The 25,016-nt window shown below is 57.7% G+C and carries 35 protein-coding genes and 1 pseudogene; 28 read left to right on the forward strand and 8 right to left on the reverse strand.

What is annotated here, in order from left to right; translation table 11 throughout:
• Positions 1-8: 8 nt before the first annotated feature.
• The 10 genes and pseudogenes from ABIT76_08770 (at position 9) to ABIT76_08815 (ending at position 4,616) form a co-directional block, all read left to right on the forward strand.
• Positions 9-113 (forward strand): annotated as a pseudogene (locus ABIT76_08770).
• Positions 87-365: a hypothetical protein gene (locus ABIT76_08775; protein MEO7933235.1), complete on the forward strand. Its 279-nt coding sequence runs from the start codon at positions 87-89 to the stop codon at positions 363-365. Before ABIT76_08770 ends, ABIT76_08775 begins: the two are co-directional and overlap by 27 nt.
• Positions 362-1,120 carry a hypothetical protein gene (locus ABIT76_08780; protein ID MEO7933236.1) on the forward strand — a complete coding sequence of 253 codons (759 nt, stop codon included), beginning with the start codon at positions 362-364 and terminating at the stop codon, positions 1,118-1,120. Before ABIT76_08775 ends, ABIT76_08780 begins: the two co-directional genes overlap by 4 nt.
• 24 nt (positions 1,121-1,144) lie before the next feature.
• The gene (locus ABIT76_08785; GenBank protein ID MEO7933237.1) at positions 1,145-2,236 is read left to right on the forward strand and encodes an ATP-binding protein; all 1,092 of its coding nucleotides are present in this window, start codon (positions 1,145-1,147) and stop codon (positions 2,234-2,236) included.
• Between the two features lie 2 nt (positions 2,237-2,238).
• A complete protein-coding gene (locus tag ABIT76_08790; GenBank protein MEO7933238.1) occupies positions 2,239-2,544 on the forward strand; it encodes a hypothetical protein in 306 nt (101 codons plus the stop codon).
• Positions 2,545-2,548: 4 nt separating this feature from the next.
• On the forward strand, positions 2,549-2,764 hold the full coding sequence (locus ABIT76_08795) for a hypothetical protein (protein MEO7933239.1): 216 nt from the start codon (positions 2,549-2,551) through the stop codon (positions 2,762-2,764).
• A gap of 25 nt (positions 2,765-2,789) precedes the next feature.
• Positions 2,790-3,401, forward strand: coding sequence for a DUF3164 family protein (locus ABIT76_08800; GenBank protein ID MEO7933240.1), 612 nt, complete (start codon positions 2,790-2,792; stop codon positions 3,399-3,401).
• A gap of 3 nt (positions 3,402-3,404) precedes the next feature.
• On the forward strand, positions 3,405-4,142 hold the full coding sequence (locus tag ABIT76_08805; GenBank protein ID MEO7933241.1) for an SAM-dependent methyltransferase: 738 nt from the start codon (positions 3,405-3,407) through the stop codon (positions 4,140-4,142).
• A 1-nt stretch (position 4,143) separates the two neighbouring features.
• Positions 4,144-4,335: a hypothetical protein gene (locus ABIT76_08810; GenBank protein ID MEO7933242.1), complete on the forward strand. Its 192-nt coding sequence runs from the start codon at positions 4,144-4,146 to the stop codon at positions 4,333-4,335.
• Positions 4,332-4,616: a hypothetical protein gene (locus tag ABIT76_08815; GenBank protein MEO7933243.1), complete on the forward strand. Its 285-nt coding sequence runs from the start codon at positions 4,332-4,334 to the stop codon at positions 4,614-4,616. The genes ABIT76_08810 and ABIT76_08815 overlap by 4 nt, the downstream gene beginning before the upstream one ends.
• A gap of 59 nt (positions 4,617-4,675) precedes the next feature.
• Here ABIT76_08815 and ABIT76_08820 read toward each other — a convergent pair whose 3' ends face one another.
• Positions 4,676-4,885, reverse strand: a complete 210-nt coding sequence (locus ABIT76_08820; GenBank protein MEO7933244.1) for a hypothetical protein — start codon at positions 4,883-4,885, stop codon at positions 4,676-4,678.
• Between the two features lie 60 nt (positions 4,886-4,945).
• On the opposite strand from ABIT76_08820, the gene ABIT76_08825 reads away from it, so the two are divergent.
• The 8 genes from ABIT76_08825 (at position 4,946) to ABIT76_08860 (ending at position 9,431) form a co-directional block, all read left to right on the forward strand.
• Positions 4,946-5,722 carry a hypothetical protein gene (locus ABIT76_08825; GenBank protein ID MEO7933245.1) on the forward strand — a complete coding sequence of 259 codons (777 nt, stop codon included), beginning with the start codon at positions 4,946-4,948 and terminating at the stop codon, positions 5,720-5,722.
• A gap of 244 nt (positions 5,723-5,966) precedes the next feature.
• Positions 5,967-6,260 (forward strand): hypothetical protein, encoded by a 294-nt coding sequence (locus tag ABIT76_08830; protein ID MEO7933246.1) that lies wholly within the window; start codon positions 5,967-5,969, stop codon positions 6,258-6,260.
• A complete protein-coding gene (locus ABIT76_08835; protein ID MEO7933247.1) occupies positions 6,257-6,445 on the forward strand; it encodes a hypothetical protein in 189 nt (62 codons plus the stop codon). Before ABIT76_08830 ends, ABIT76_08835 begins: the two co-directional genes overlap by 4 nt.
• Positions 6,442-7,203 (forward strand): DUF2786 domain-containing protein, encoded by a 762-nt coding sequence (locus ABIT76_08840; GenBank protein ID MEO7933248.1) that lies wholly within the window; start codon positions 6,442-6,444, stop codon positions 7,201-7,203. The genes ABIT76_08835 and ABIT76_08840 overlap by 4 nt, the downstream gene beginning before the upstream one ends.
• Positions 7,200-7,538, forward strand: a complete 339-nt coding sequence (locus ABIT76_08845) for a hypothetical protein (GenBank protein MEO7933249.1) — start codon at positions 7,200-7,202, stop codon at positions 7,536-7,538. The genes ABIT76_08840 and ABIT76_08845 overlap by 4 nt, the downstream gene beginning before the upstream one ends.
• Before the next feature lie 400 nt (positions 7,539-7,938).
• Positions 7,939-8,436 carry a hypothetical protein gene (locus tag ABIT76_08850; protein MEO7933250.1) on the forward strand — a complete coding sequence of 166 codons (498 nt, stop codon included), beginning with the start codon at positions 7,939-7,941 and terminating at the stop codon, positions 8,434-8,436.
• Between the two features lie 33 nt (positions 8,437-8,469).
• The gene (locus ABIT76_08855; protein MEO7933251.1) at positions 8,470-8,661 is read left to right on the forward strand and encodes a hypothetical protein; all 192 of its coding nucleotides are present in this window, start codon (positions 8,470-8,472) and stop codon (positions 8,659-8,661) included.
• Between the two features lie 2 nt (positions 8,662-8,663).
• On the forward strand, positions 8,664-9,431 hold the full coding sequence (locus ABIT76_08860) for a DNA adenine methylase (GenBank protein MEO7933252.1): 768 nt from the start codon (positions 8,664-8,666) through the stop codon (positions 9,429-9,431).
• On the opposite strand, the gene ABIT76_08865 is transcribed toward ABIT76_08860, so the two are convergent.
• On the reverse strand, positions 9,400-9,603 hold the full coding sequence (locus ABIT76_08865) for a hypothetical protein (GenBank protein ID MEO7933253.1): 204 nt from the start codon (positions 9,601-9,603) through the stop codon (positions 9,400-9,402). The genes ABIT76_08860 and ABIT76_08865 overlap by 32 nt on opposite strands.
• Positions 9,604-10,005: 402 nt before the next feature.
• On the opposite strand from ABIT76_08865, the gene ABIT76_08870 reads away from it, so the two are divergent.
• From ABIT76_08870 to ABIT76_08885, 4 genes are read left to right on the forward strand one after another with little or no spacing between them, the layout of a single operon-like run.
• The gene (locus ABIT76_08870) at positions 10,006-10,722 is read left to right on the forward strand and encodes a hypothetical protein (GenBank protein MEO7933254.1); all 717 of its coding nucleotides are present in this window, start codon (positions 10,006-10,008) and stop codon (positions 10,720-10,722) included.
• Between the two features lie 56 nt (positions 10,723-10,778).
• The gene (locus ABIT76_08875) at positions 10,779-11,171 is read left to right on the forward strand and encodes a hypothetical protein (protein ID MEO7933255.1); all 393 of its coding nucleotides are present in this window, start codon (positions 10,779-10,781) and stop codon (positions 11,169-11,171) included.
• A gap of 27 nt (positions 11,172-11,198) precedes the next feature.
• Positions 11,199-11,660: a hypothetical protein gene (locus tag ABIT76_08880; GenBank protein ID MEO7933256.1), complete on the forward strand. Its 462-nt coding sequence runs from the start codon at positions 11,199-11,201 to the stop codon at positions 11,658-11,660.
• A gap of 21 nt (positions 11,661-11,681) precedes the next feature.
• Complete coding sequence (locus tag ABIT76_08885) at positions 11,682-12,611, forward strand: Shedu anti-phage system protein SduA domain-containing protein (protein MEO7933257.1); 930 nt, start codon at positions 11,682-11,684, stop codon at positions 12,609-12,611.
• Between the two features lie 113 nt (positions 12,612-12,724).
• Here ABIT76_08885 and ABIT76_08890 read toward each other — a convergent pair whose 3' ends face one another.
• From ABIT76_08890 to ABIT76_08900, 3 genes are all read right to left on the reverse strand, one after another.
• Entirely contained in the window at positions 12,725-13,909 is a 1,185-nt protein-coding gene (locus ABIT76_08890; protein MEO7933258.1) for a restriction endonuclease, read from the reverse strand.
• A gap of 81 nt (positions 13,910-13,990) precedes the next feature.
• Positions 13,991-14,710 carry a phospholipase D family protein gene (locus ABIT76_08895; protein MEO7933259.1) on the reverse strand — a complete coding sequence of 240 codons (720 nt, stop codon included), beginning with the start codon at positions 14,708-14,710 and terminating at the stop codon, positions 13,991-13,993.
• A gap of 281 nt (positions 14,711-14,991) precedes the next feature.
• Positions 14,992-15,717: a PEP-CTERM sorting domain-containing protein gene (locus tag ABIT76_08900; protein MEO7933260.1), complete on the reverse strand. Its 726-nt coding sequence runs from the start codon at positions 15,715-15,717 to the stop codon at positions 14,992-14,994.
• Between the two features lie 54 nt (positions 15,718-15,771).
• On the opposite strand from ABIT76_08900, the gene ABIT76_08905 reads away from it, so the two are divergent.
• Positions 15,772-15,960, forward strand: coding sequence for a hypothetical protein (locus tag ABIT76_08905; GenBank protein MEO7933261.1), 189 nt, complete (start codon positions 15,772-15,774; stop codon positions 15,958-15,960).
• A 9-nt stretch (positions 15,961-15,969) separates the two neighbouring features.
• Here the strand turns inward: ABIT76_08905 and ABIT76_08910 are convergent, their stop codons facing one another.
• The 3 genes from ABIT76_08910 to ABIT76_08920 form a co-directional block, all read right to left on the reverse strand.
• Positions 15,970-16,302 (reverse strand): rhodanese-like domain-containing protein, encoded by a 333-nt coding sequence (locus ABIT76_08910; protein ID MEO7933262.1) that lies wholly within the window; start codon positions 16,300-16,302, stop codon positions 15,970-15,972.
• A gap of 4 nt (positions 16,303-16,306) precedes the next feature.
• On the reverse strand, positions 16,307-16,915 hold the full coding sequence (locus ABIT76_08915) for a L,D-transpeptidase family protein (GenBank protein ID MEO7933263.1): 609 nt from the start codon (positions 16,913-16,915) through the stop codon (positions 16,307-16,309).
• A 70-nt stretch (positions 16,916-16,985) separates the two neighbouring features.
• Entirely contained in the window at positions 16,986-18,245 is a 1,260-nt protein-coding gene (locus ABIT76_08920) for an N-acetylmuramoyl-L-alanine amidase (GenBank protein ID MEO7933264.1), read from the reverse strand.
• Positions 18,246-18,305: 60 nt separating this feature from the next.
• On the opposite strand from ABIT76_08920, the gene ABIT76_08925 reads away from it, so the two are divergent.
• The 5 genes from ABIT76_08925 to ABIT76_08945 all read left to right on the forward strand — a co-directional run bounded on the left by ABIT76_08925 (position 18,306) and on the right by ABIT76_08945 (position 25,014).
• The gene (locus tag ABIT76_08925) at positions 18,306-18,710 is read left to right on the forward strand and encodes a hypothetical protein (GenBank protein ID MEO7933265.1); all 405 of its coding nucleotides are present in this window, start codon (positions 18,306-18,308) and stop codon (positions 18,708-18,710) included.
• 63 nt (positions 18,711-18,773) lie between these two features.
• The gene (locus tag ABIT76_08930; GenBank protein MEO7933266.1) at positions 18,774-19,580 is read left to right on the forward strand and encodes a CHASE3 domain-containing protein; all 807 of its coding nucleotides are present in this window, start codon (positions 18,774-18,776) and stop codon (positions 19,578-19,580) included.
• On the forward strand, positions 19,580-20,497 hold the full coding sequence (locus ABIT76_08935) for a 2-dehydropantoate 2-reductase (protein MEO7933267.1): 918 nt from the start codon (positions 19,580-19,582) through the stop codon (positions 20,495-20,497). The genes ABIT76_08930 and ABIT76_08935 overlap by 1 nt, the downstream gene beginning before the upstream one ends.
• A 36-nt stretch (positions 20,498-20,533) precedes the next feature.
• Positions 20,534-23,833, forward strand: coding sequence for a polysaccharide deacetylase family protein (locus tag ABIT76_08940; GenBank protein ID MEO7933268.1), 3,300 nt, complete (start codon positions 20,534-20,536; stop codon positions 23,831-23,833).
• The gene (locus tag ABIT76_08945) at positions 23,830-25,014 is read left to right on the forward strand and encodes a glycosyl hydrolase (GenBank protein MEO7933269.1); all 1,185 of its coding nucleotides are present in this window, start codon (positions 23,830-23,832) and stop codon (positions 25,012-25,014) included. The genes ABIT76_08940 and ABIT76_08945 overlap by 4 nt, the downstream gene beginning before the upstream one ends.
• The last annotated feature ends 2 nt before the right edge of the window (positions 25,015-25,016 follow it).

The raw sequence follows: 25,016 nt of genomic DNA on the forward strand, positions 1-25,016 counted from the left end.
ATTTTTCAGTGGAGGTGGCGGAATTGGCAGACGCAACCGATACGGACGCCGCGACGGACCGGGTAGATCACCGGGAGACAGCAGGCATGCGGGTTCAAGTCCCGTCCTCCACGCCTAAAGTTTACAAGCTGAAGGAGTCTGGCGCAGCACCCCTCGCTCCCCAGCAGCGCAACGGCATCTACTTCGGGCTGTGGAAGGAAGTCGAGAGCTTGAAGCTGGGCATCGACCGTTTTGCGCTGACGAGCCGCACTCTGGGCTGCGTCCCAAAGGTTGCGGAAATGACCGATGCCCAATTCCGCAAAATCACCTCCGTTTTCGCCGCCATCGTCCGCGATGCCAATCCTCCCACGCTTCCTAACCTATGACCCTAACATCCGCCCGAGCCTGTCACCCGATTCCATTGCCACCCGAAGACGATGCCCCGGCTCCTAATATTAAGGTGGCCACCCGCCTTCGCGCCGTTGGCAACGATCCCCAGCGCGAATATGCCAATCGGCCCGGCGAAGTGCACCCATTGGCGAACAACGTGGCAGCGCTGATTCTTTTCCGCAAAGGTTGGACGAAGATCGAGCGCAACGAAATCAAAGTCACCCTCGAAGGCGAGCCGCTTACTTTTGCCTCGCGCCACTCCATGACCATCGCCACGCTCAATGGCACCGGCCAGCGCGTGCTCTGGGCGCTCAACAGGCGCGATCCGCAGTTCCTGCATCTACTCACCGCCGACGGCGCTTACATCGAAAGCATTCCGGCCAAGGGCGAGGCCGAATGGTTTAGCCAGGATGCCACTAGCCAGGAAGCGATTGCCGATGTGCAGGCGCAAACCCAGCGCGATCTGCGCCGCGTAAGAGACCTGCACCAGCCCGACGAACTCGCCGCCGCTGCTGATGCCCGGCAGAACGCCGCCACGATTCACCGTCTCGTCCAGACCTTCCCACTCGCCAGCACCACCGAGCCTGCTTCCTTCGAGAAGGCCGACCGCATGGAGTCGGCCATCGGCGAGACAGATCGCCTCCGCAAAAAGGTGAAGTCCATCAATCCCACGGAAGTCGCCCGGCTCGATACCGAACGCATTCTCGCACAGAGAAAATCCCAGCCTGCGCCCGACGAGAGCTGGATCTAACCAAAACCAAAAGCACCCCAACTCATGAAAGAAACCATCACCGAGGAACAGCCTCCCGAACTCCAGCCGATGCCGGACATTATCGCCAAGCTCATCGCCGAGCAGGGCGACCGCTCCGACAGCGTCTTCTGCCGCGAATACAATTTCGGCTACGCCGACACCACCTGGAGCCGCGTGCGGCGCTGGGTGGATGCCGAGTCCGTTCTCACCCGCGACATCACCAAGAAAGGCGAGAACAAAGAAGTCATCGTGCTGCACCGCAAAGGCGAGCGCAACCCGAACTACGGCCAGCTTTTTTACCAGGGCAGCATTAGCGAAGTGCTGAATGAATGCGAGAGCATGTATCGCCGCATCCAGGAGCGCAAAGCGCTGGCCTCGAAGGTTCGCCAGGGAACGGTGTTCATCACCTTCCCTCACTTCCAGACCTTGCTGGATCGCGTCACCATCCTTCACGGCAGCGAGACGCAAAACCGGCTGCTGGTGTATCTCGCCGATTCGGGCGGCGGCAAGACAGCTTTCCTGCGCGAGGCCGCAGCCCGCACCGGCGGACTCTTTATCGAGGCGCGGGAATCCTGGCGGGATAGTTATTTTTCGGCCTGCGTGGATCTGTGCCGAGCCACGGGCATCACGGAAAACCTGCCCAGCAGCGGCGCGGCGGAAAAGGCGTTGATCGAGATTTTGAAGGTTCGCAAAACGGTCCTTCTCATCGACGAGGGCGAGTATTTCGGGCCGAAATCGATCAACCTCATCAAGCTGATCCTGAACCAGACGCCGACCGTCGTCATCATCTGCGCCATCCCGGAATTGTGGAACCGCATCAAGCGCATTGCCTGGATGGAGAGCCTGCAAATCGTCCGGCGCACCGACCACGTCGAGACGCTCACGAAGATCCACCCCGCAGACGTGCAGAAGTTTATGGACCAGCGCGAGTTGAATCTGAATGGCAGCAGCGAAGCGAGCTGCAAGCTCATTGCCCGGCACGCCAATGAGTTTGGCCGCTACGACCTCATCACCCGCGTGGCAGATCGCCTCGGCATGGAGGAACCGCAGCACCTCAGCGACGTGGAAAGCACCGTGCTGCAAGTCAAGGCCATGATGGGATTCACCGTTAGATAGCCATGAACCCGCCGCTATTATTCCCGGAGTCCGTTGGCAAGGAAAAGAAGCTCAAGAAAGGCGAGCGCCGGGCTTCTGAGCCGGTCCTCGTGATCAGCCTTTATCGGCGGCGGCTCTCTGCCATCTATCAGGCACGAGTGCGCTTCAAAGAGGATCTGCTGCGGATCTCCACGCGCACGCGCAACAAGACCGCTGCTCAGGAGTTTGCCCGCCTTCTCTATCGCCAGTGCGAGCGCGATATCGCCGCCAATAAGGGCGTCCTCCGCAAACCTCAACCACCGGAACCCCACACCGGCGAAAGCCGCTAACATCATGGACAAGTATTACCTCGATCTCGTTCTCAATAGCGGCCAGCTCATCCGCGTGGAAGCCCCTGCCACCATTCAAGACGAAGTTTATAGATCCGTCGAAAACTCTCTGAAGCTTCGGGAGTGGTGGTCGCCGCAGATGTTTAACGACTGCACCGCCGAGTTCCTCGGCATGACGCTGCACCGCGTGAACATGGGCGAGGTCATCGGCACACTTTAATTCTAACAACCAACTCCTAACATTTATGCAAAACCTCGAAAACTACAAAGCCGACAGCCAGGGACGACTTGTCCCATTGGCCTCCATCAAACCCATCGACCTCGAACGCGACGATCTCATTTCCAAGCTGGTGCAGGAAGCGAAGGCCGCGCGCGATGTCCTCCGTAAACTGCGCGACCTGGCCAATGCCGACATCCAGGCGTTTGCCGAGATTTCCGCCGAAAAGTATGGCCTCAAAAAGCTCGGCGGCATCAAGGGCAACCTCACGCTGATGTCCTTCGACGGACGCTACAAGGTGCAACGCGCCATTGCCGATGTGCTGGTCTTCGACGAACGCCTGCAAGCCGCCAAGCAGCTCATCGACGAATGCCTCACCCTCTGGAGCCAAGACAGCGGCAAGGAGATCCGCACCATCGTCGCCAGCGCCTTCCAGGTGGATAAACAGGGGAACATCAGCACCGGGCGCGTCCTCAGCCTGCGTCGGCATAACTTCGATCATCCCAAGTGGGTGGCGGCGATGGAAGCCATCAGCGACAGCCTGAACGTCGCCACCAGCCGCAGCTACATCCGCTTCTACGAGCGTGATGAAAAAAGCGGCGAATACCTCCCCATCAACCTCGATCTGGCGAACGCCTAACTTATGGGAAACGTGAAGCTCACTCCCGAAGTCACTGCTATTTTGCGGGCTTCGACGATCTCCGGGAATCTGCTTTTTCTGCCATCTGGCCAGCTCGACAGGAAAATGTATGAGGCCGTCAACAAGGCCATTGTTATGGCGGGTGGCAAGTGGATGACGAACAAAAAGGCGCACGTTTTTGACGGTGATCCGCTGGTAAAACTCGGCATCGCCTTGGAAACGGGAGTCGTCGTGGATGAAAAAAACGAACGGCAGGCGTTCTACACGCTTCGTGCCTTGGCGATGCAGATCGCGCAGATGGCTATGGTCGCGGGCGAGATGGTGTTGGAACCCTCCGCAGGCGGCGGCGCACTGGCTGATGCGTGCATGGAGATGGGGGCCAAGGATGTGCTTTGCATAGAGATTCACGGGCCATCAGCCGAGGCGTTGAAAGCCCGTTACAAGGTCCGAATGTCTGATTTCCTCTCCTGTTTTCCAGTGAATCCATCCGAGCGATTCACTCGCATCGTAATGAACCCGCCGTTCACGAGGAATCAGGACATCGCTCATGTCGAGCACGCGCTGAAGGTTTGGTTAGCACCCGGCGGCGTGCTGGTTTCCGTGATGGCTCCTAACACTAGCCGCGCGCGTTTTCAGAAGCTAATCGCCAATATAAAACACGAGATTGAAGAGGTGGAGTGCGGCGCATTCAAGGAATCTGGCACAGACATTTCCACCATCATCTTGAGAGTGATCGCCTAACATGAACCCGCTCAGTCCTGCCACCATTGACCGCGCCATCGGAGCCTTGTATGTCCGGATCGTCAACCATGACATGGCGCTGGAGCGTCCCTCCGAGCCCGACACGGAAAGAGTGCGGGAGAAGATTCGGATCGCAAAGGAAGCTGACGAAAAAGCGCTCAACGAGCTGATCGCCTACAACAGATCGCTATGAGGATCGTTGCCACGCCACCCGAGACGATGCGCGAGGAGGATTACCTCGCGCTGCGTGAGCTGGCGGCGCATGGCTGGGCCTTTGAGTTTGATATTTTTTCGCCGCTGACGCTCGACGAATATGCCCAGGACCGGAGTTGGCATCCGGGCTCGCTTTGCCGCAAGCTGAACGATCCGGCCTGCCCGTGGTTTGAGGATCTGCGGGGCGACTCGGGCCGTCTCCGCCAGTTGCGGCCCAATCCCGAGCTGAACGCCTTTATTCCGAGAAAGGAGAGGGCATGAAAACCACGCTGGGGCACAAAAAAAGCCTCCGAATCGGAGGCTCTTCCATAAAGGTTTCTTTACCGGACCAGCACAAAGAAAAAGCCGCGTTGTTGGAAGACGGTGGCGCTGTTCTTGATGTGCCGAACAAAGCGAACCGTGCGACCGTCGCCGCTCCGTTCTGCGGTGCAAAATCGGCGGGGACTCAGGCGGGAAATCTCCACCGAGCCGCCCGGCGCGAGGGCATTGATTTTATCGGACAGGGTCAGGGTGCGAGCGGGTGTTTGCATGGCGACACACACGCTCTGGTTCCGGCGAAAGCGAGTGGTGATTGCAGATATTTTTGAGGTATGAAGGCCACTCTGACAATGACAGAAGTCGCCCACTACCGGACGCCACTTTCGCCGGTGCGCCGGAAGTATTTTCTGGAGCTGAATCGAGTCTGCAAGGCGAAGGGTTGGAAGGCCAGCGACGCGGTGCGCCACGCCATTACCCGGCAGGCGCTGGGGCGCGATCTGAGTTCCAGTGAATTCAAGCCGTCGCATTGGGACCGCATTTTCGCGACGATGGCGCTGCTGGCCGATTCCACGGATCTGGATGCCGCGATCCTGGCAGCGGCATTGGAGAATCACGACGCCGCGCAGGCTGCGCACGTGCCCGAGGTAAAACCCGGCAAACGCAACCCGAACCGTCGCCATGCCAGCGAATACGAGAAGCTCACCGAGGCCGATGAGCCCGGCGAACGCAAGCGGCTCCTCTGGTTTATCAACCGCCTGTTCCAGCCCGCGTATATCGAATCCATCGCCCGCGATCTTTACGACGATGTGGTGTGGGAGGAATTGCCGATTCCCAAGCTGCTGAACCTCCAGCACACCCTGCGCAACCGCCTCTCGAAGTGGCTAACGACGGCCAAGCACCGACCCTACACCTACAATCTGCCCGATGCGCCTGTGGCTGTTCGATCCGTCACGGGAATGCCGACGAATGAAGCCTACATTACTGCGCTTCTGGAGCGCGGAACGCCAGTCAATCTCTGGCTCGAAAAAGCAGCGGAAAGTGTGGGCCCGCAAAACACAGAAACCGAGGCTGACAGACACGTGTCTGGTGAAGCGGGAGGGCCGTTTTGAAAATCACTTTCGCAAGGCCAGCAGATTTGCCAGACCGTGGCGGCTGTGAGCCTAATTGCGGACATTCGGAACAGGAGCACGTCGCCTTCGACATGGGCGTCCGTGATGGCGAAGAGGGCACCACTATTCCACCAGTGGAAACCTGCGAGGCTGACGCTGATTCGCTGCTCTTGAGAGAAGCCTGGCTGACGGGTTATTCGGTAGGAACTCAGAATGCAAAGCGCCAGGGAAAAGGAGAGTCGCTTTGAAGCTGACGGACATCGCCAATCTGACGGGGAATGATCTCTGGAAAGGCATTCGCGGTTGCCGCACGCATCGGCAGCTCGACTACCTGGCCACGCGCTTTAGCCATGACCAGGCAACGCTGGATTTTATCGAATCGCGCCGGTCGGAGATCCGGGCCGAATTGTCCCAGGCAGCGCAGATCACTTTGAACATCGACGCCATCGTCGCCTACGCGACCGGCTGCACCCGTTTGGAAGCCAATGCCGCCCTGAATGATTTGCAGTGGATGGCCGAGGCGAGGAGGGAAGGATGATCCAGATCTGGGTGGAGGACATCGACATGACGGTGCGCAAGTTGCCCGCCGAGGAGTATCGCGTGGAGGGCGATCCCGACGAGAGCGTGATCGAGATCGATCTGGAAGACATGCTCCTCACCATGCCCGAGGAATTGGCCGAGAAGCTCTACGAGTCGCTCGCCATTTACTTTGCCGAGTCATGAGTTACCAAGCCGAGTTTGAATGGGATGCGGAGCCGCTCGACGAAGTGGAGCCGGTGCAGCAGGAATGCACCGCCTCGGAAACGATCCTGCAACGCATTAAAAAGCTGCTCCGGCTCTCCCAGGATCAAGCCGCCACTCCCGCCGAAGCCGAACGCGCTGCGGCTCTCGCTTTCGATCTGGCGGAGAGGCATCATGTCGATGTCGCCGCGCTCAACCTGGACGATCAGGGCGAGCCGTTGACAGGTGAGCATTTCAAGTGCGGCCGGGCAGATCGTTTCACCCGTGCGATCTGCGGAATCGTGGTCCGTTTTTTCCATGTGGAGCAGTGTTTCTCGGAGGCGAGCGTGTTGTTTGTCGGGCGCGAAACGGATGTGCAAATCGCCGGATATGTCTTTGATTTCCTGCGCCGCGCCGGACGCGCTGCCGCCCGCGACTATGACGTTGCTGAGAAGCGCCAGCGCCGGAAGGTGACGACGCTGAAAAGGAACAACTTCCTGGCTGGATTTGCCTGGGGCGTGAGGGCGCAACTCATGGAGTCGCGGGAGCATTTTCAACTGACCGCTTCGCAAACGGGTTTGGTGCTTCGGGAAGAAAAAGCCCGCCAGGAAAAGCTGAGTGTGCTGGTGCCCGAAATGCAGCAGATAAAAGCAAAGCCTCTGCGCAAGGTCCAGAGCGCCGCCAGCCGTGGTTTTATCTCAGGAATGGAGACACAAATCCACCGACCGCTGGGAGGGCGCGATCTGCTTCGATTGAAATGAGCGAGCAGCAGCTCTCATTCGACGACTATGTGCGCCCGGCTGGAGAGTTGGAAACGCGCAAGGCGGCGCTGCTCAACCGCCTCCGAGGCCACGGCTGGGTGACCTCGCGGCAACTGAAGGAGGAAGGATTTAGCGACCGCGATCTGCGCGAGATTGTGGAGAATGATTTCGACTTCGACATTTTCAGCCATCCGGGTTCGCCGGGTTACAAGTATTTCGGAGAGGTGACGCTGGAGGAATTTAACAAATGCCACAGCCTCAAGTCGCAGGCCGACAAGATGACCCATCGTTACACGGGTTATTATTGCCGCTTTCACCGGGGGCGGGTGTCATGAGGCGGGGAAGTGACACGCGGGGCAACACGTATTCGCTCGGATACGTCGGCGGGCAGCGGGCCGTTTTTAGCCGAACAACAGCTTGTGTAGTCGGTGTATGGATCGCGTTTTTGCTTTCTGGGTTTGCGGGTGTTTGCGGACATCGTGCTGGGCTGCATTTCACACCATATTGTCCGGACCAAGCGAAATCCGCGACCGGTCGGAAAATAGCAAGATTGCTGCGCGCAGCAGGGAGATTGCCAGTCGGTATAAGGGTTGCATTTCTGATTCATATCCCCGGCGATGCGGCACTGATCCGCTACGTCGAGTTTTTTAGTGGGCTTTTGCATACCAGAAAACATGGCGTTAAACGCACGGACATCACGCTGCCGTGGAAACGGTGGAAACGGCAGGGGTCCCTATGAGCACTCCCATCGACAAATCCGCCGATCTGTCTGGCCGCATTTTAGCCAGGCTGAAGGCGCGATTTTATGCAGGACATGAGAAGCTGTATTTTCAGGAGCTGGCCATGCTTCAGCAGGCGATCTCGTTGCCCGCTGTCTATCTGGAGGAGCGCAGTCGCGCTTTGCCAGCCGAGAGGCTGGAGTCCATTTTGCTGACGGTGATTCGCGGCATTGTGGAGAATGCCCGCCCGGAGGATATCCACAGTTTTGGACGTTACTTTTTGAAGGCCGTGCAGACGCACATGAACCATCACGGCGAGGAATATCTGGCTGCCGCGAAGTCGTATCAAAGCGTGCTGGAACATCAGCTCATGGGCTTGCGCAAGGTCGGTGAAAAGGCGTTGCCCTTCGACAAGACCTGCGAGTCGCTCGCCGCTGCTCACAAGGTGCTGACGCAAAAATCTGGCCGGAAAAAGGCGCAGAAAACGCAATGCCACCAGATCGATCTTCTATGAATCCGGTATGCGTCGAGTCGCAACATTCATGGGTTGAAGAGTCGGGATCGAATCGATCTGGGCTTGGCCATTTCGCGCACGCGGCTGCAACGAAATCAGACGGTGTCGTTGGCCAGCCTCGCGGCCTATTGCGACTGCCATCCCTCGACCATTCTGCGCATCGAGCGCCGTGCCCTGGCGAAGGTCAGAAAAGCAATGGAAGCCGAGTGGCGTGCCATGCTTTGAGGATGAAACGCATTTTACCCGTTCTCCGCTGGCCCGGTGGCAAAAGCCGCCACCTCAAAACGCTCCTGCCCATGATCCTGCCGCACGAGACCTATGTGGAGGTGTTTGCCGGTGGCCTCGCTGTTCTCCTGGCTAAAGAGAAGTCGAGCCGCGAGGTGATCAATGACACGAATGAGGATCTGGTGTGTTTCTACCGCAACGCCCGTTTCCATCTGCCTGCGCTCCTGGATGAGCTGGATGGATTGAATGCCAGGGCGGAGTTTGATCGCGCTCGCGACTCGTTGCCTGCCACGGAGATCCAGCGTGCGGCCCGGTGGTTTCTCCTGAATGCGATGTCCTGGGGTGGCAAAGGGGAAAATTTCGGCCTCGGGAGCGCTGCTGTGTCGCGCCAGGGGAAGCTGGATCGGATCAAGGCTCTCAGCGCCCGTCTCGACCGGGTTGTCGTGGAAAAGCTCGACTATCGGAAATGCCTCAAGGCCTACGACCGGGTGAACACGTTTTTCTTTATCGATCCGCCGTATTTGAACTGCGATCCGGGCGCGTATGAAGGCTGGAACGTGGAGCAGATGCAGGAGCTGGCAGCGGCGATTCTGAAGCTGAAGGGCCAGTGGGTATTGACGGTCGATGACAGCCCGGAGAACCGGGAGATCTTCACGGAGCACGAGCTGCTGGGCACGGTGATCCGCAACCAGCTCAACAACTGCCGCAAGGGAGAGGTGAAGGAAATGCGCGAGCTGATCATTCGTCCGCTTCGGAGGCCGGAAGCATGACGCCGTCTGCACCACGTTTGATGAGCAGCCGTCTCGCCGCGCCGATGACCATGACGCGCTCCTTGCCATCACCAGGCACGCTGGCTATGTGTGGACGCAGATCGATGACCTGCCCTTTAATGTTTACCTTTTTAGACAGACCGATGCTCGCCAGCCACTCGGCTGCGGTCATGCGGGCGTTCTGCCAACTCAGGTCATGTCAGTGCGGATCATCGCAGAAAAAAGGGTGTGCAGGCGCGATTCTGCATGGCTGCAAGCGGCTTGCAAGAACTCTGAGCCACAGCCGCGATTCGTTCTCATACCTATTTCATTTGGCCGTTTCTGGCCTTTTTTGTCTCAAACCGGCGATTCGCGATTCTGTCCTTCGTAAGTCACTGATATTCGGCTTGTTCCGGGCTATTCCGGCCTGCTTCGGCGATTCTTAAATCCCTCTGCGGGGAACAGTCAGGAGAGTCTTTTCGCGTGAGTGATCATTAAAAACCTTTTTAAGCCTTGTTTTTGGGTTCAACGCGCCAATAGACTTCGCTCCCGTCCATCATTCACCCGCAACCACCACCTCAAAATCCACATCACTATGAACGACCGAGAAACCGCCCGTTACGACATGTTTGGCCGCGTGACCACCTTTGGCACCGACAACTCCGCCGACTTTGCCCCCGGCAGCAACGCCCTGGGCCATTTCGCCAACCTCACCCGCATCATCGCCGAACTCGACCTCGCCAAAGCCGGGCAACTCGGCGGCGGAGTCACCGCCAAATCCGTCCTCATCGACGCCCTGCGGCTCGACGTGCAAAACATCCGCCGCACCGCCGTCGCCATGGATCAGGATGCACCCGGCCTCGCCGACCAATTTCCCGCCGTGGCCTCGCCCTCCCAGGCCGACCTCATCACCACCGCCGACGCCTACCTCGCCCTGCTCGCGCCCGCGCCGAACGACACCCCCGCGCAACTCGCCGCCAAGACCGCCCTCGCCGCCCGCTTCATCGCCAACGAACTCCCCGCCGACTTCGTGCAAGACCTCGTGGACGACCGCAAAGCCATCGACGGAGCGAAAGACGACGTCGAGAGCGTGGACAACGACGGAGTGGAAAACACCAGCGCCGTGGGTCGCCTCATCAAAGCGGGCATGAAAGAGGTCAACTACCTCGACGCCATCATGCACAACAAATACAGCCGCAACGCCGACAAACTCCGCGCCTGGCTAAGCGCCAGTCACATCGAACGCACCGCACGGAAGAAAAAAGAAGACATCGGAAATCCCACGGGCGGCACCGGCACTCCCAATAGCTAAGGGTTTCCCACTGATCTACCCAAGCGGAAAGTAATCTCTCCCACTTACCCACCATTATGCCGATTGATTTCAGTAACATCCCAATCGGTAGTAAGTGGGATCGGCCAACTCTGGCAAAATTGTGGGGATACAAAACTTTCAATGCCATCGCCCGAGGTGTAATTACACCGGCGAAGCAGAACGTCATCATTCTGTATGTAACCATCGTGAAGCAGGAAGGATCAGTGCAATATGCCGACCAGTTAGATGGAAAAAAACTATTTTGGGAAGGCGAGGACAAAAACGGCAGCGACGACAGAATCAAGAACGCGGCAGCAAACGGAGACAGAATTCACCTTTTTCACCGTGAGCGACATCACTCGCCATTCGAATATATGGGAACAATGAACTTGGTTTTCTGTGAGAACGTTACAGGTAAGCCCAGTAAATTTGAGTTTCGTTTACACTGATAGGTTCGCATCTAGCACGCTGGCTCCATGAATTCGCGAGATAAGAATCTCTTAATCATTTGGGAGCAGAAAAAAATTCCTATTGTTTACCGCCAAGGCGGTGCCAAACCATTGCTGATCCGCCTGCCTTTTGCCCGTGACAATCGTGCTTGGTTAAAAGAAAGACCTCGTCAAAAGGAGCCGCAATTTTTGGAGAACTACAAGTGCTGGGAAATACCGAAAAGTCGTTTCGAGGAAATCGTAGAAAAATCGATTCTCCGCTACAAACAAGTTTATGTCATTCAACCTTATAGAAAGCACGAGGTTTGTGCGCCAAGTTGTATGAATGCTTCTGGTTTCGAATGCGAATGCTCGTGTTTGGGAGCTAACCATGGTCGAGGCAATCAAGGTAACTGGTTTGAAATAGCCGAGACTTTATCCGTCAGGTGGAGTGAGCGAGAATACGCATGCAGGCTAATTACCCAAAAAAGCGACAGTATGATTCAATAACTCTACAACTGTGTCTCGAGTATGCCTCGCCATGATTACAACTGGTTAGAGAGAATCAATCGTTATCAACCAACTGACCCCGCTCTCCCGTGGTCATGGCTTTCAAAAACCGATATAGTTCAAAGAATCCTTTTCCAATGGAACTCACTGTTGCAAACACCAAACATTGCAGAGCGTAAACTTACTGAATTTCTAAAACGAAATGCCGGGCTCTTCTTTCATTTTGAAAATCAATATCCCTTTGCTCTAAGCGAAATACGTTTGGGATCGCATTATGCGATTGATTTTGCGCTAGCTGATGATCGTTGGAGTGATGGCACGTTGTGGTCACTAATTGAAATTGAGTTACCTTCAACTCCACCTTTCAATAAAGATGGCTCAAAGAGCATGCGCCTGAGCCGTTCGCTAGATCAAATCGAACACTGGCGGAGTTGGCTAAAAAGATGTTGCCGAATGACCCAGGAACTTTTCCCATGCAGTAGATGGAATCCTGAGGCATACCTCAAATTTATTATTGTCATCGGGACTCGAGAAAATTCATCGAAGTGGATAGAGAGACGAAATGAGCTTTCCAAGGACTACGGTGTTGAAATCAGGAGCTTCGACTGGTTAACCGATTGTTTGAAACGCGGAACCAAATGGATAAATGATACAAGTCATTGGGAAGCTCATGACCAGGGCCCATTTGCACCTATGGTTGCAAACGCTTTAGGAAATCCATTGTATGAGGCTTTTACACATGTTGAATGGAAAGAAACCATTCGGGAGTGCTGCAACTGTGATCGTATCATGGATCTGAATGCTGACGTGATTTTGAAGCATCGGCACAATAGTGAGGTCTTCAAAGAATTTTCAGAATTTTGCCAAGCTAGGACCGAGGAATATGCCATTTGGAAATACAAACTAATATCCAATTCACTCTCTGATTCGAAGGATCTCCGTTTTTTATAATCGCTCTTAACATGTGCAACTAGCGGTACGCCAAATGAGCGAGCAGGAACACTTGGGACACATGGTTTCCGAGCCTACTGGAGAATCTGCGGATGACCAGACAGGGTGCGGTCTTATTCCAGGACCATGTGATAGTGCAGGTCGGCACGAGCTTTGCGATCTCCGCGGCAGCGTGGTCGGCTGCAATACCAACGCCGCCAACCTGGGCCGCTCTTCAAGGACATCGTCGCGCTGCATCTGGGACATGTCGGTGTGAAGATGTTCACCTCTTCCTCAAATTGTTTAACCCACTGATTGACCCGAAAGAGGTTTTCGCCGGGTCGAGTGACCTCACCGATCAACCGCAGCAACTGAGTGCGGTTGATCATCTCGATATCTTTACCTTCGGCAAACTGGAGTCCGGGCTTGGTGTATTCGCCACTCGTAATGAAAATGGCGCGGGTGCTGCGTTCTGCCATGTGGACTCCGAAGAGTTCGCGGATTTCTTCCACTTTCACGGGGTCCTTTCGATGTTTGCATTGCACTAACACTTTCTCGCTTCCGCGCGTGAGAGTGACATCGATTCCGCCATCCGGACCCAGGCCACCGCTGATGGCAACCTCCCATCCCTGACGCTGATAGATGAGCCCAATGAGGAGTTCGAATTGTTCCCAAGTTAGGGAATCCAGCGTGAGTTTCTCGTTGAAGGAACTCGGCTCCGGAACATTCGCGGGTAACGGTGGCGGTAATGATGAGACTTTTTGCTGCCGGCCCCACTTTCCTTTTGTGAACGCCGCGACGAGAAGCGCTGCGATAGCTAGGAATATGGCGATTCCGTTGGGTCTGGAGCTACTGGGTTGATTCGAAGTGCGAACAGGTGTTGTCGCATAGGGAGTCGAGAGAGGTGTTTTCCTCTCTTCTGGAGCGGCGTGAGAGGGATAGCTAGTAACAGAACGAGCTAATGGGGCTGGTGTGGTTGAAGGAAGAGCGGAGTTAGGCTTGTATCTGCCACCGGAGAACCGAAGCACACGAGGAAACTTCGGATCGTAAACGGCCATCGCGTAGTCGGACCGCATCCAGTTCCTGACTTTCATGCCAGCGAAACCGATCTGCTTCCATGTTTCTCCTGTGCTTTGGATTTTCAGGAGTTGCTGGATGTCCGTTTCGGTGAGCGGATCGAGCTTGGCATAGGTAATGGAAGCAATTTTTTCGTTCGTAAATTGCACGTCGATGATCCACGAGTCCCTCCGGTATTGAGCCGAGTGCGTGGAATGATCTTCCGTGAGCGGCTGACCTGAAGTGGCGACTAGCTCGTTCATGGATTGTCCTAGCTGAATGGCTTGCGAGGCCGAAATACTCGCCAAGAGCGCGCAAGTTAGAAGGACGTGTTTCAAAAGAAACTAAGGTTGAAGCGTTTCCGGCCAGACAAAGTAGGGGCCGAACTTCTGACTCATCTTAAATTCGCCGCCAGCTTGTTTGCCTTTTTCGGTGAGGTAGTCTTTGCCTTCGCGTTTCTCGAGGATGCCGCCATTGGTGAGTTTTTCGAGTAGTTCACCGGTTTTAAGCCCGAGCTTCGCAGCCAGTTTGGAGGTGCTGAGTTTGTTGTTTTTGTCGCCCGCATCTGCCGAGGGCGAGGCGCTGGAGGTGGAAGGTTCATCTTCCTGATCGCGGCTGACTTTTTCCAAGGTGATGCGGATCTCGTCGCTAATGCGGATGATGCGCTGGGCTTCGTCGTAAGCATCGCGGTAGAGTTCGCTGTCCTCGCTGCGCTTGATGAGAATGCCCATCTCGTTGTTATTGATCTGGCTGAATTCGTAAAGGTTGAGGCTGGTGACGATGCAAAGCTCTTCGTTGAGGTAGCACTTGGCGTGGAGGTTTTTGCAGAAGCTGGTGCGGACGAAGGAGAGTTCGCGCAGCCAGTTGATTTCCTCGGGCTGGAGTTCGTTTTTGCCATAAACGATGCGGATGTCGATCTTGAGGCGGTTTTTGTCTTCCAGCAGCTCCTTCATCCGGTCGTTGAGCTTGAGGAACGGGCTGATGAGGATGAGGCGGTCGCGGGCGTTCTTGACCAGTTCCTCCAGAAAGTAGTTCGTCGCGCTGGTGTTGAGGAATTTGGCCATAAGCTCATTAAAGCAGACTGAGTGCCAAGACGAAGCATTCGCTTTGCCGAAGACGAATGCGGAGTTTTGGGAGAAGAAGCTGGGGAAGAATCGGGAGCGGGATTTGTTAGTCACGGCCACGTTGCAGGAGAAAGGCTGGCGAGTGTTGCGCATCTGGGAATGCGATCTAGCTAAAAAGAATTGGGAGACGGTGTTGGCCCGGTTCAGGAGCGCTCTGGACGTTCTTGAGCTGTGATTCGCCCCGCCAGAGCGGGAACGGAGTCGAGACGAGGTGGTTTGACTCAGGCCGGACGCCGACGATGCAGGGCGAGAGCCAAACCACCGAGGCCGAGCAGCGCCCAGGTGGCGGGTTCTGGAACGGCAACGCTTCCGATGACGCCATTCGAGAAGTCGTAGGCGTTAGGGTCCAGGTCGGTTGTGGGAGTGTAGTTATACTCACCGGAGGTATTGGCGTTGAAGAACTCGTTGCCATTGTTGCCTGCTGGACTGCCGACCGAATTAGCACCTGCCGTTGTGGAGTTGTAGGCTTGTCCGCCGCCAATCGGCATCACATTCAAGAAGTAGGTTCCGGGAGCGAGAAAGATGTTCAGCCCGCTCATTTCAATGATGAACTCATCCATCGTAAAGGCATGTCGTCCGGTCGCGGTCTGGGTCACAGCCGTGGTGCCGCTAAAGGCCAGCGTGCCTCCGTCGCCAGAGGAAACGCCAGTGCGGATCTCGTAGCTCGCCGTAGTCGCGCCGAAGTTCATGAAGTTCACCGAGTAAAGTCCGCTGACTGTCCATCCCGAGGGGTCGGTCACGTTGAAGTCGCTGAAAACGCGCGCATACGCATCATTACGGAAAGCGTCGGTGCCGTCGAAGTCGCCATTATACCAAAGTGATCCGGCCAGTGCTAGCGCCTGGGCAGAGGTGGTGAAGGCGATGGCTGCCAGCGAGGCGGCAGCCAGCCATGCGACACGCGCGCCAACGGTTTTCTTAGTTGCGCTGGTGCTGAGGAGTTTGGCCATAGCCCTGTTTCAAGCAAAGCGAGTGCCAGACCGAAACATTCGCCGACCTCGAAGATGAATGCGGAGTTTTGGGAGAAGAAACTGGGAAAAAACAAGCAACGCGATGCGCTGGTGACGGCGACGTTGCAGGCGAAAGGCTGGCAGGTGTTGCGAATCTGGGAGTGCGATCTGGCGCAAAAAAACTGGCCAGACGTCGCGGCTCGGGTGAAGCGAGCCACAGGCTCGACGCTACACGGTTTTTAGCGCTGGCGGTTAATACACCGGCACGGTCGGGTCGATCTCGGCGGACCAGGCGTCGATGCCGCCGGTGAGGTTTTGCACGTGGGTGTAACCGAGGTTTTGCAAATAGTCGGCGACCCGCGCGGAACGCATCCCATGATGGCAATGGACGACGATGGGGGTCGTGAGCGAGGGGATGGCAAAACGGATGCGAGCCGGGATGTCGGCCATCGGGATATGGATGGAACCCGCGATGTGGGCCGTGGCGACTTCGTCGGGTTCGCGGACGTCGAGCAGGACCGGACTGGCGGCGGATGCACGCTGCGCGGCGTAATCGGCCACGCTCAGCTCGAAGGGGAGCGGCATGGGTTTAGTGATGCAACTCGACCGGGGTGCCGAGGCTGACATTGCTGTAAAAAGTATCGGCCATGAAGGCGGGCATGCGGATGCAGCCGTGCGAGGCGGGGTAGCCGGGGAGGAAGCCGGCGTGCATGCCGACGCCACCGGTGATGCGCATGAAGTGCGGCATGGGCGCACCCTTAAAGTGGGAGCCGGGCGGTTTCGGATCGCTGATGGCGACGTTGGCCTTGACCACGTTGCCGGCGTCATCCACAAAATCGCCGTAGAGATTGGAGGCGTGATCGGGGTCTTTCTGGACGATCTTGTAGGTGCCGGTGGGGGTATTGTGGCCCTCGCGACCGGAGGAAATCTGCGAGACGCCGACGAGTTGGTCGCCCTTGTAGAAGTAGGCGCGCTGTTCGCTTAGAAAAATCTTCACGCTGGGCGAGCCGCTGACGTTGTCGCCATCCCAATAGGAGACAGGGTCGTATCCGCCGCCGGCTGCTGCGGGCTTGTGGACGGAGACCTGGCCGTTGAGGTATTCGGTTTCGCGGGAGGCGAGCCGGGAATCGTAAGACTGGCAGCCCGCGAGAAAGAGAGCCGCGCCGGCCAGAAGGATGGAGACTGAAGGGATCCGCATAGGTGTTTTTTAAGGGAAGGGGTGACTAGAGCCTAACTCGCATGGGTCGTCAACGGCGGCGTGGAAACACCTAGCGCTGGAGCGGGAGCCAGGGCGCGTGGCTATCGGCGGAGGCGAGAAATGGAAAATGGCCGGTGACGAATGGCCGGAGCGCGGGTTGTGGATCGCCCGGCGGGGCGCGCAGGGTGAGGGGAGCCATCGGCACGGCGGGAGTGGCGGCGGGCGCGACCGAGAGCAGATGCGGCTGCGAGTTGGGTTCCATTTCATTATTCACCCCGGCCTCGTGATCCTCGCGCAGGGTGATCTTCGTTTCGATGGAACGATTGTAGTCGGCGAGACTCTTGGGCGGCTTGTGGAGGGTGGCGAGGAGTTTGTAATCGCTGATCCCCTCCGCGATGGCGCTCGCGATGTCGTCCCGATGCGTGTCGGTGGCGATGGCGCGCGCCTCCATGGGGTTGGTGAGAAAGCCGCATTCAATAAGGATCGCCGGAACGCGGGCGGTGCGAATGACAGCAAACCGCGCCCGCTTCAAGCCCCGGTCGATCTCGTGCAAATGGCCCATGAGCGCCGTGTGCACGGAGCGGGCCAGCGCGAAGCTCGCCATGTCCAGCTCGTGCCCCGGCTCCTCGCGCAGGCTGGCCCACGTGATGAAATCGTCATTGGTCGAGGGAGCGCCGCGCGGGGCGATGCTAAAAACCTCGATGCCAGTGGCGGCGTCGCCTTGCTGGGAGGCATTGAAGTGGATGCTGACGAAGATGGAATTGGGAATGGAGTTCGCCACCGCCGGGCGGTCGTGCAGTGGCAGAAAGACATCGGAGTTGCGGGTGAGCACGACCTTGTAACCGCCATCGACGAGCTTGTTTTTCACCCGGCGCGCAATATCCAGGGCGAAGGTTTTTTCGTAACCGAAACGGCTCATCGCGCCGCCGTCGTGTCCGCCGTGACCCGCATCGAGCACGACCGTGGTGACATTCGAGAGACCCTTGATGATCGCCGGGCGCATGGCGGGTTCGATGGTTTTCGCCACGTCCATCCGGGAAATGAGCCATTGGTCGCCGCTCACCAACGCCGGGAATGACAGCCAGATGCGGACGCCATTGATGGCGCATTCCCGGCTGTTGGCGCGGAAATCGAGCACGCCCTTGGTGCCCCGGAGCCGGGTTTGATTCGGCTCATCGCCCTCGATATTGGCGAGACCGTAAAAGTCGCGCAGGCAGCGCAGCGGAATGTATTGGCGTCCGTTCGCGGTGACGATTTCCCAAGTGGCTGCCTGCACCGGGAGCGCCATGAAAAACACCAGCGCCAGCCAGGCGAGAGTCCGGGGTTTCATGAGTGACGCCGCATTTTGCATTGAAAGAATACTGACACGCTCTAAAACTCAACGAAATCCATGCGCGTTCGTCCCTTATGTTTGTTCAGCGGCGTTTTTCTCCTCCTCGCCGCGAGCCTTGCGGCCGCTGATTCCACCGCGCTTTATCTCCTCGACGGCACCGTGGTGCGCGGGGAAATCGTCGATCGCGACGCCCAGAGCGTCCAGATGAAGACGCCGAAGGGCGTGGTGAAAGTGAAAACCGCCGGGCTGCGTCCGATCTCGCGCCAGCAGCTCAAGCTCGCTCCCGAGGAGGAGAAAACCAGCACGCCGGAGATGGAGGCCCTCCTTGCGCAGATGGAAAAAGTGATCGCCGAAAACGCCTCGCTCAAGCAGCAGGTGGAATCCCTCAAACGCCAGCTCGCCAAACCGGTGAGTGCCGTGCAAGTCGCCTCACCCGCGGAGGGACCCGCGGCGAAGCATTAGCCGTTTTTTCCGATAAAAGAGTCAACGAAAGCGCCTCTGCCCCTGTCGAAAGACCTAATTTCCATGTTACAAATATCCCCTTTGCGGAATCGGGTCCTCATCGTCGGCGGCGTCCTGCTGCCCCTCATCGTCCTTTGCGGACTCGCCATCTGGTCGCGCGAATCCTCCCGCGAACTCGTCAAATCCTCCCGCTGGATCGTCCATACGCATCGCACCGAGCGCGAGCTGGAGAAGGTCGAAAGCGAAGTCCTCAATGCCGAGCGCCTCGAACGCGGCTACCTGCTCACCCAGGAGCCGGGCGATTTGCGGGAATACGCCGCCGTCACCCGGCATGTGCCGTCGAGTTTGGTCAATTTGCGCGGGATGGTGCGCGAAGAAACGGGCCAGGAGCAGAATTTCACCCGGCTCAATCTCGCGGTGACCCGCCATTTGCAGAAGCTGGATCAAGCCATTTCCCTGCAAAGCGCCGGGCACCATGCCGAGGCCGTCGCCACCGTCGGCAGCCCCGGCAATCGGGCAACGGGCCGGGAAGTTTTGCAGGCTGTGCCCGCGATGTTGCAGCAGGAGGAAAGCCTCCTCCAGTCGCGTGAAAATCACCTCTCGGCTGAAGTTATTCGCAACGAGCACCTCGCGCTCTGGATCGCCGGCGTTTACCTCGTTCTCGCGGGCGGCATCGCCTGGATGCTCTGGCGCTGGGCGAAACTGCGCCACCTGATCCGGGTCAGCGCGTGGTCGAAAACCGTGGAGGTGGACGGGGAATACCTCAGCTTCGAGGAGTATCTGCAAAAGGTCTATCGCGTGGACAACCGGCCCGGTGCGGCGATGGTTTCCCAGCTGGCGGACGAACTGGACCCGCGCCGCCGGTTTTGATGAAGATCGCCATCGTGGGTTCTGGCGCGGTCGGCTGTTACTACGGCACGCGGCTGCTGCAATCGGGAAATGACGTTCGCTTCCTCATGCGATCCGACTTGGAGACGGTTCGGCGCGACGGGCTGCGGATCACCAGCCCGGACGGCGACGTGCATTTAATAGACGCGCCTGCCTTCAGCTCGACGGCGGAAATCGGCGCGGTCGATCTGGTTATCATCGCGCTGAAGACGACGGCGAATGACGTTTTGCGGACTTTGATTCCGCCCTTACTCGGCCCGGAAACGATCCTGCTCACGCTCCAGAACGGACTCGGCAATGAGGAATTTCTCGGCCAGCACTTCGGGCCGGAGCGCATTCTTAGCGGGCTGTGTTTCGTCTGCCTCACCCGCACCGCACCGGGCGTCATCGAGCATTATGGCCACGGCGGCGTCGCCTTGGGCGAGGCGAATGGACCCTCCACGTCCCGCGCGCGGCGAGTCGTCGAAGCGTTTCAAGTCGCCGGGATCGACTGCCGCCTCGCCGAAAACATGCCTTGGGAACGCTGGCGCAAACTCCTCTGGAACATCCCTTTCAATGGCCTCTCCATCGCCGCCGGCAAGGCGACTGTGGAAGATTTGCTTGGAACTCCGCTCTTGAAAACTCAGGTCGAGGCTCTCATGCGTGAAGTCCTCACTGCCGCCGCCGCGCTCGGCTACATCATTCCCGAAAACACCCCGGAAAAGGAAATCGCCCGCAGCCTCGACATGGGGCCGTATCGTCCGTCGAGTCTGGTCGATTTCGAGCGCGGCCTGCCCGTCGAAGTCGAGGCGATCTGGGGCGAACCGTTGCGCCGCGCCCAAGCCGCCGGAGCGAGTGTGCCGCGACTGGAATTGCTCCACGCGCTCCTCCAGCACGTGACCAAAACAGAGTCGAGTTAGAATCCCATGGCCCCCAAGAAACCACACACGCGTTTCGTGTTTCAAGATCCCTGGGGCAACCGCTGGCCACGTTTTCGGCGGCTCGTTATCCTCTGCGGCGTCCTCATTTTTCTCTCGCTCGTCGTCTTCATCCAGTCGCTTCTGTTGCAGCCCGATCTCGCGCTGCCGAAGTCTGTGCGCCACTTGAAAGGCCAGCTTTCCGCCTTCAAAAATCCACCGCCGCCCCCGCTGCCGACTCGGGACTTTAAGCATTTCCTCCAGACCCATTCGACGATCAAGCCCGTGCCGCACATGCCGCTGCGACCGACCCAGGAAATTCGTGCCGGTTTCTACGTAAAGTCGAATCCCTACAGCATTCTCTCCCTCGAAAAACACGCCGCGAAACTCACCCACGTCTGCACCGACTGGATGTCGGTCGTCGATGGCAACGGGCGGCTCGTATTCGACCGCGACCCGGCTGTGATCGATCTCACGCAGCGCAACAAGCTCGCGCTTTTTCCCACGCTGAACAACCTCCAGGACGACGCCTGGCAGCCCGAGGCCATCGAGGGCCTGGCCAATGGACCGCAACTCCGGCGCGACCAGTTTTTCACCCAGGTTTTACGCGAACTCGACGATGTCGGCGCCAGTGGACTCATCCTCGATTGGGAAAGTCTCGACCCGACTTATCAGGACGAAGTCACGCAACTCATCACCCAACTGGCCGACGCGCTGCACGCCAAAAATCGCGAGCTGTGGCTGACCGTTTCTGTGGGCGACGACGCGAAAGTCTTCGATCTCGACACGCTTTCCGGGGTCGTGGATCACTTCGTCGCCGCGCTCTCGGATGAGGACTCTGAAACTGACGAGCCGGGTCCGGTCGCGGGCCAGGATTGGGTGGAAAATTGCCTGAACGAACTCAGCGATTTCGGCGCGCCCGGCCAATGGATTGCGGCCTTGGGCAACTACGGCTACGACTGGGCCGCAGGCGAAAAAACGGCGGAAACGATCACCTTCGCCGACGCCATGAGCCGCGCCAGTTTCTCTGGAATCGACTCGGTAAAACTGGAACCACCGCTCTACAATCCGACGTTTTCCTACTACGAGGGACCGATCACGCATACCGTCTGGTTTCTCGATGGCACGACATTTCTGAATCAACTGCAAGTCGTCCGCAAAATGAAATGGGGCGGATTTGCCATCAACTCGATCGGCTCCGAAGACCCGGCGATCTGGTCCGTCATCGGCTTTCCCGCCGCCCCGCAAACGTCCGATCTCGCTACCATGACCCGGCTGCCCGCCAGTGACACCGTGACTAATGTGGGTCGCGGGGAAATCGTCTCGGTCGATCAATCGAAGGAAGCCGGACAGCGCACAGTTACGGCCACAGAGGACGGACATTTTGCCTCCGTTTACACGGATTTTCCCACGTTCCCGACACTCTATCATCAGGGCGGTGCCGATCCGAAAATGGTCAGCCTCACCTTCGACGACGGGCCTGATCCGCGCTGGACGCCGCAGATCTTGGACATCCTGAAAGCGCGTGGATTAAAGGCGACGTTTTTCCTCGTCGGCAGCCAGGCGGAAAAATGTCCGAGCTTGGTTAGACGCATTCTCGCCGAAGGCCACAACCTCGGAAATCACACCTACACCCACGCCAATCTTGGCGTCATTTCCGAGGCGCAGATACGATTGGAACTCAACGCCAGCCAGCGTCTGATCGAGAGCATAACCGGATATTCCACCACGCTTTTTCGTCCGCCTTACAACGCCGATTCGCAGCCCTCCAGCACAGCGGAACTCATCCCGCTCTCCATCGCCGAGGATTTGAATTACCTGATCGTTCTGGAAAATATCGACCCCGAGGATTGGGCAAAGCCGGGGATCGAAGAAATCGTGGATCGCGTCCGGCAAAACCGCCATTTGGGTAACATTGTTCTCTTGCACGACGCCGGCGGCGACCGCTCGCAAACCGTGGCCGCGCTGCCGCAAATCATCGACTATCTCCAGCAGCGCGGCGACAAAATCGTCCCGCTCGAAACGCTCCTCTCCATGTCGCACGCCGACATCATGCCGAAGGTCTTGGGCGACAAACAGGGTTTTTCCCGAATGGTGAGCGGAGTCGGATTCGACCTCCTGCGTTACACCGCCGAGTTCCTCTGGGCCTTCATGATTGTGGCCACAGTGCTGGTCGGCTGCCGCACTTTGGTGACCGCCGTTTTGGCCGCGCGGCATCGTCCTAACATTCCGTCCGGCAGCGCTAGTTTTCATCCGCCTGTGACCGTAATCATCGCCGCTTACAACGAGGAAAAAGTCATCGCCGCGACGTTAGCATCCGTGTTAGACACCGACTATCCCGGCGACGTCGAAATTCTCGTGATCAACGACGGCTCGAAAGACGCCACGAGCGACGTGGTTAGGAACATGTTAGTCAACGAGCCGCGCATCCGCCTTATCGAGCAGGCTAACTCCGGGAAATCCATCGCGCTGCAAACCGGCGTCGCCGCGTCCGCGAGTGAGATCATTATCTTCCTCGATGCCGACACGCATTTCGAGCCGGGGACGATTCGCCACCTCGTCATTCCGCTGGCCGACGAGGAAGTTGGAGCCGTCTCGGGTCACGCCAAAGTCGGCAACCTCCGCTCCTTTATCGCGCGTTGTCAGGCGCTCGAATACATCTGCGGTTTCAACCTCGACCGCCGCGCCTATGCGAGTCTGAATTGCATCACCGTCGCACCTGGAGCGATCAGCGCATTTCGCAAATCCGTCATTGAGGAAGTCGGCGGAATCAGCACCGACACGCTTGCCGAGGACACCGATCTAACATTGGCTCTGCACCGCTCCGATTGGAAGGTGGATTACGCTCCCGGTGCCATCGCCTGGACCGAGGCGCCGGAAACTTTTCGCACCCTGGCGAAGCAACGTTTCCGCTGGGCTTTTGGCACGCTGCAATGTCTTTGGAAACATCGCGACCTTGTTTTCAATCCGCGCTTCCATGCACTCGGACTCTTCGCCTTGCCGAGCGTTTGGTTTTTCCAAATCTTGTTAGTCGCCATCACGCCGCTGGTCGATTTGTATCTGCTGATCTCGCTCTACTTTGGCAACGCCGGAGTCGTGCTGCCCTACATGTTAGTCTTTCTCCTAACAGACTTCATTCTCGCCGCTGTCGCCTGCTGGATGGAGCGCGAACCGCTCTGGAAAGCGTGGATCGTTCTACCGATGCGCTTCATTTATCGGCCGCTTTTTAGCTGGGTGATTTGGAAGTCCATCTTCCAGGCTTTGCGTGGCGTCCTCATCGGCTGGGGCAAGCTGGAACGCACTGCGTCGGTCACCCTTCACCGCCCGACCACTCCATGAAGAAGCTCCTTATTTTCTTTCTAGCCATTGGCGCGGGATGCAAGCCAGAGTCGAATGTTAGTCCGCCCAAAACTAACATCCCGCAGACGCTCTCCGTTCCGGCGACTGGAGCTTACACCGGAGCCTACATCGACTTCGGCGACAACGAGGACGACGTCACGCTGGACAAGATTGAGTCGTTTGAAAAACTTGTCGGCAAACATCAAGCCATCGTCGCTTCTTCTAGCTATTGGGGCGAACAAACCTTCCCGACGACTAACATTCAAATCATTGTTAGTCACCAGAGCATTCCGCTGATTTTTTGGTCGCCCTGGGACAAGCCTTACGATCAGGACATCATCGCGAAAAATGGCCCGGATCGTTTCAATCTCAACGCCATCAACGAAGGAAAATGGGACGCCTACATCGACGCCTGGGGCGACGCGGCCAAGGCGATTGGAAATCCGATGTTCGTCTCTTTTGGCAACGAGATGAACGGTAACTGGTTCCCGTGGTCTGGGAAGTTTTACGGAGGGAAAGATCCCGTTCCCGGCTCCACGCCAGAGGCGAATCCAACTCCGCTTCCGGGGTATCACGTGCCCATGCCGTCGCCGTGTTATCCACCGGTTGGACCGGAGATTTACAAGCGCGCCTTTCGACACGTGGTGGACCGCGTGCGGGCTAGGGGAGCGAGCAATGTTCTCTGGGTTTTCCATGCCAACAACTACGCCGAGCCCAACGATCTCTGGAACGTGATGGCCCAATATTACCCCGGTTCCGACTACGTGGACTGGCTCGGGTTGAGCGTCTATGGCGAGCAATTCAATGGCGTGGATGCGTTCTCCGATTTCGCGCCGCTGTTCGACTGGCCGGTGACGGAAATTCACGCGCTCGACCCGAGCAAACCTGTGATGTTAGCCGAATGGGGAGTGGGCGAATTTCCGAAGGAAGGCAGCAAGGCGCTGTGGTTTAAGGAAGCCTTCGACGCGATGGAGCGAAAACCGTTTCTGAAGGCCGCCGTCTTCTGGCACGAGCGCTGGCAAAACGTCGACGACAGCTACAGTAATCTCCATGTGAATTCGACTCCGGAGGCGCTCGCCGCTTATCGACAAGGCGTGGCCGGCGCGCATTGGCTGGATCGTCCGCAACTCCACGCGGCTGACATAAAAACACATTCGCCTGCAACTCCGAAAAACGATTAGTT

This window comes from Chthoniobacterales bacterium (genome assembly GCA_039930045.1).
GTDB lineage: Bacteria > Verrucomicrobiota > Verrucomicrobiia > Chthoniobacterales > DASVRZ01 > DASVRZ01.

Bases quoted from the DNA above. Each gene is read 5' to 3' on its own strand.
- ABIT76_08780 (MEO7933236.1), top strand. From the start codon at position 362: ATGACCCTAACATCCGCCCGAGCCTGTCACCCGATTCCATTGCCACCC.
- ABIT76_08800 (MEO7933240.1), top strand. From the start codon at position 2,790: ATGCAAAACCTCGAAAACTACAAAGCCGACAGCCAGGGACGACTTGTC.
- ABIT76_08850 (MEO7933250.1), top strand. From the start codon at position 7,939: ATGAGCACTCCCATCGACAAATCCGCCGATCTGTCTGGCCGCATTTTA.
- ABIT76_08825 (MEO7933245.1), top strand. From the start codon at position 4,946: ATGAAGGCCACTCTGACAATGACAGAAGTCGCCCACTACCGGACGCCA.
- ABIT76_08840 (MEO7933248.1), top strand. From the start codon at position 6,442: ATGAGTTACCAAGCCGAGTTTGAATGGGATGCGGAGCCGCTCGACGAA.
- ABIT76_08880 (MEO7933256.1), top strand. From the start codon at position 11,199: ATGAATTCGCGAGATAAGAATCTCTTAATCATTTGGGAGCAGAAAAAA.
- ABIT76_08795 (MEO7933239.1), top strand. From the start codon at position 2,549: ATGGACAAGTATTACCTCGATCTCGTTCTCAATAGCGGCCAGCTCATC.
- ABIT76_08805 (MEO7933241.1), top strand. From the start codon at position 3,405: ATGGGAAACGTGAAGCTCACTCCCGAAGTCACTGCTATTTTGCGGGCT.
- ABIT76_08905 (MEO7933261.1), top strand. From the start codon at position 15,772: ATGAATGCGGAGTTTTGGGAGAAGAAACTGGGAAAAAACAAGCAACGC.
- ABIT76_08930 (MEO7933266.1), top strand. From the start codon at position 18,774: ATGTTACAAATATCCCCTTTGCGGAATCGGGTCCTCATCGTCGGCGGC.
- ABIT76_08915 (MEO7933263.1), bottom strand. From the start codon at position 16,915: ATGCGGATCCCTTCAGTCTCCATCCTTCTGGCCGGCGCGGCTCTCTTT.
- ABIT76_08890 (MEO7933258.1), bottom strand. From the start codon at position 13,909: ATGAACGAGCTAGTCGCCACTTCAGGTCAGCCGCTCACGGAAGATCAT.
- ABIT76_08785 (MEO7933237.1), top strand. From the start codon at position 1,145: ATGAAAGAAACCATCACCGAGGAACAGCCTCCCGAACTCCAGCCGATG.
- ABIT76_08845 (MEO7933249.1), top strand. From the start codon at position 7,200: ATGAGCGAGCAGCAGCTCTCATTCGACGACTATGTGCGCCCGGCTGGA.
- ABIT76_08860 (MEO7933252.1), top strand. From the start codon at position 8,664: ATGAAACGCATTTTACCCGTTCTCCGCTGGCCCGGTGGCAAAAGCCGC.
- ABIT76_08775 (MEO7933235.1), top strand. From the start codon at position 87: ATGCGGGTTCAAGTCCCGTCCTCCACGCCTAAAGTTTACAAGCTGAAG.
- ABIT76_08885 (MEO7933257.1), top strand. From the start codon at position 11,682: ATGCCTCGCCATGATTACAACTGGTTAGAGAGAATCAATCGTTATCAA.
- ABIT76_08865 (MEO7933253.1), bottom strand. From the start codon at position 9,603: ATGACCGCAGCCGAGTGGCTGGCGAGCATCGGTCTGTCTAAAAAGGTA.
- ABIT76_08790 (MEO7933238.1), top strand. From the start codon at position 2,239: ATGAACCCGCCGCTATTATTCCCGGAGTCCGTTGGCAAGGAAAAGAAG.
- ABIT76_08920 (MEO7933264.1), bottom strand. From the start codon at position 18,245: ATGAAACCCCGGACTCTCGCCTGGCTGGCGCTGGTGTTTTTCATGGCG.
- ABIT76_08900 (MEO7933260.1), bottom strand. From the start codon at position 15,717: ATGGCCAAACTCCTCAGCACCAGCGCAACTAAGAAAACCGTTGGCGCG.
- ABIT76_08875 (MEO7933255.1), top strand. From the start codon at position 10,779: ATGCCGATTGATTTCAGTAACATCCCAATCGGTAGTAAGTGGGATCGG.
- ABIT76_08815 (MEO7933243.1), top strand. From the start codon at position 4,332: ATGAGGATCGTTGCCACGCCACCCGAGACGATGCGCGAGGAGGATTAC.
- ABIT76_08870 (MEO7933254.1), top strand. From the start codon at position 10,006: ATGAACGACCGAGAAACCGCCCGTTACGACATGTTTGGCCGCGTGACC.
- ABIT76_08910 (MEO7933262.1), bottom strand. From the start codon at position 16,302: ATGCCGCTCCCCTTCGAGCTGAGCGTGGCCGATTACGCCGCGCAGCGT.
- ABIT76_08810 (MEO7933242.1), top strand. From the start codon at position 4,144: ATGAACCCGCTCAGTCCTGCCACCATTGACCGCGCCATCGGAGCCTTG.
- ABIT76_08945 (MEO7933269.1), top strand. From the start codon at position 23,830: ATGAAGAAGCTCCTTATTTTCTTTCTAGCCATTGGCGCGGGATGCAAG.
- ABIT76_08835 (MEO7933247.1), top strand. From the start codon at position 6,257: ATGATCCAGATCTGGGTGGAGGACATCGACATGACGGTGCGCAAGTTG.
- ABIT76_08820 (MEO7933244.1), bottom strand. From the start codon at position 4,885: ATGCAAACACCCGCTCGCACCCTGACCCTGTCCGATAAAATCAATGCC.
- ABIT76_08935 (MEO7933267.1), top strand. From the start codon at position 19,580: ATGAAGATCGCCATCGTGGGTTCTGGCGCGGTCGGCTGTTACTACGGC.
- ABIT76_08925 (MEO7933265.1), top strand. From the start codon at position 18,306: ATGCGCGTTCGTCCCTTATGTTTGTTCAGCGGCGTTTTTCTCCTCCTC.
- ABIT76_08895 (MEO7933259.1), bottom strand. From the start codon at position 14,710: ATGGCCAAATTCCTCAACACCAGCGCGACGAACTACTTTCTGGAGGAA.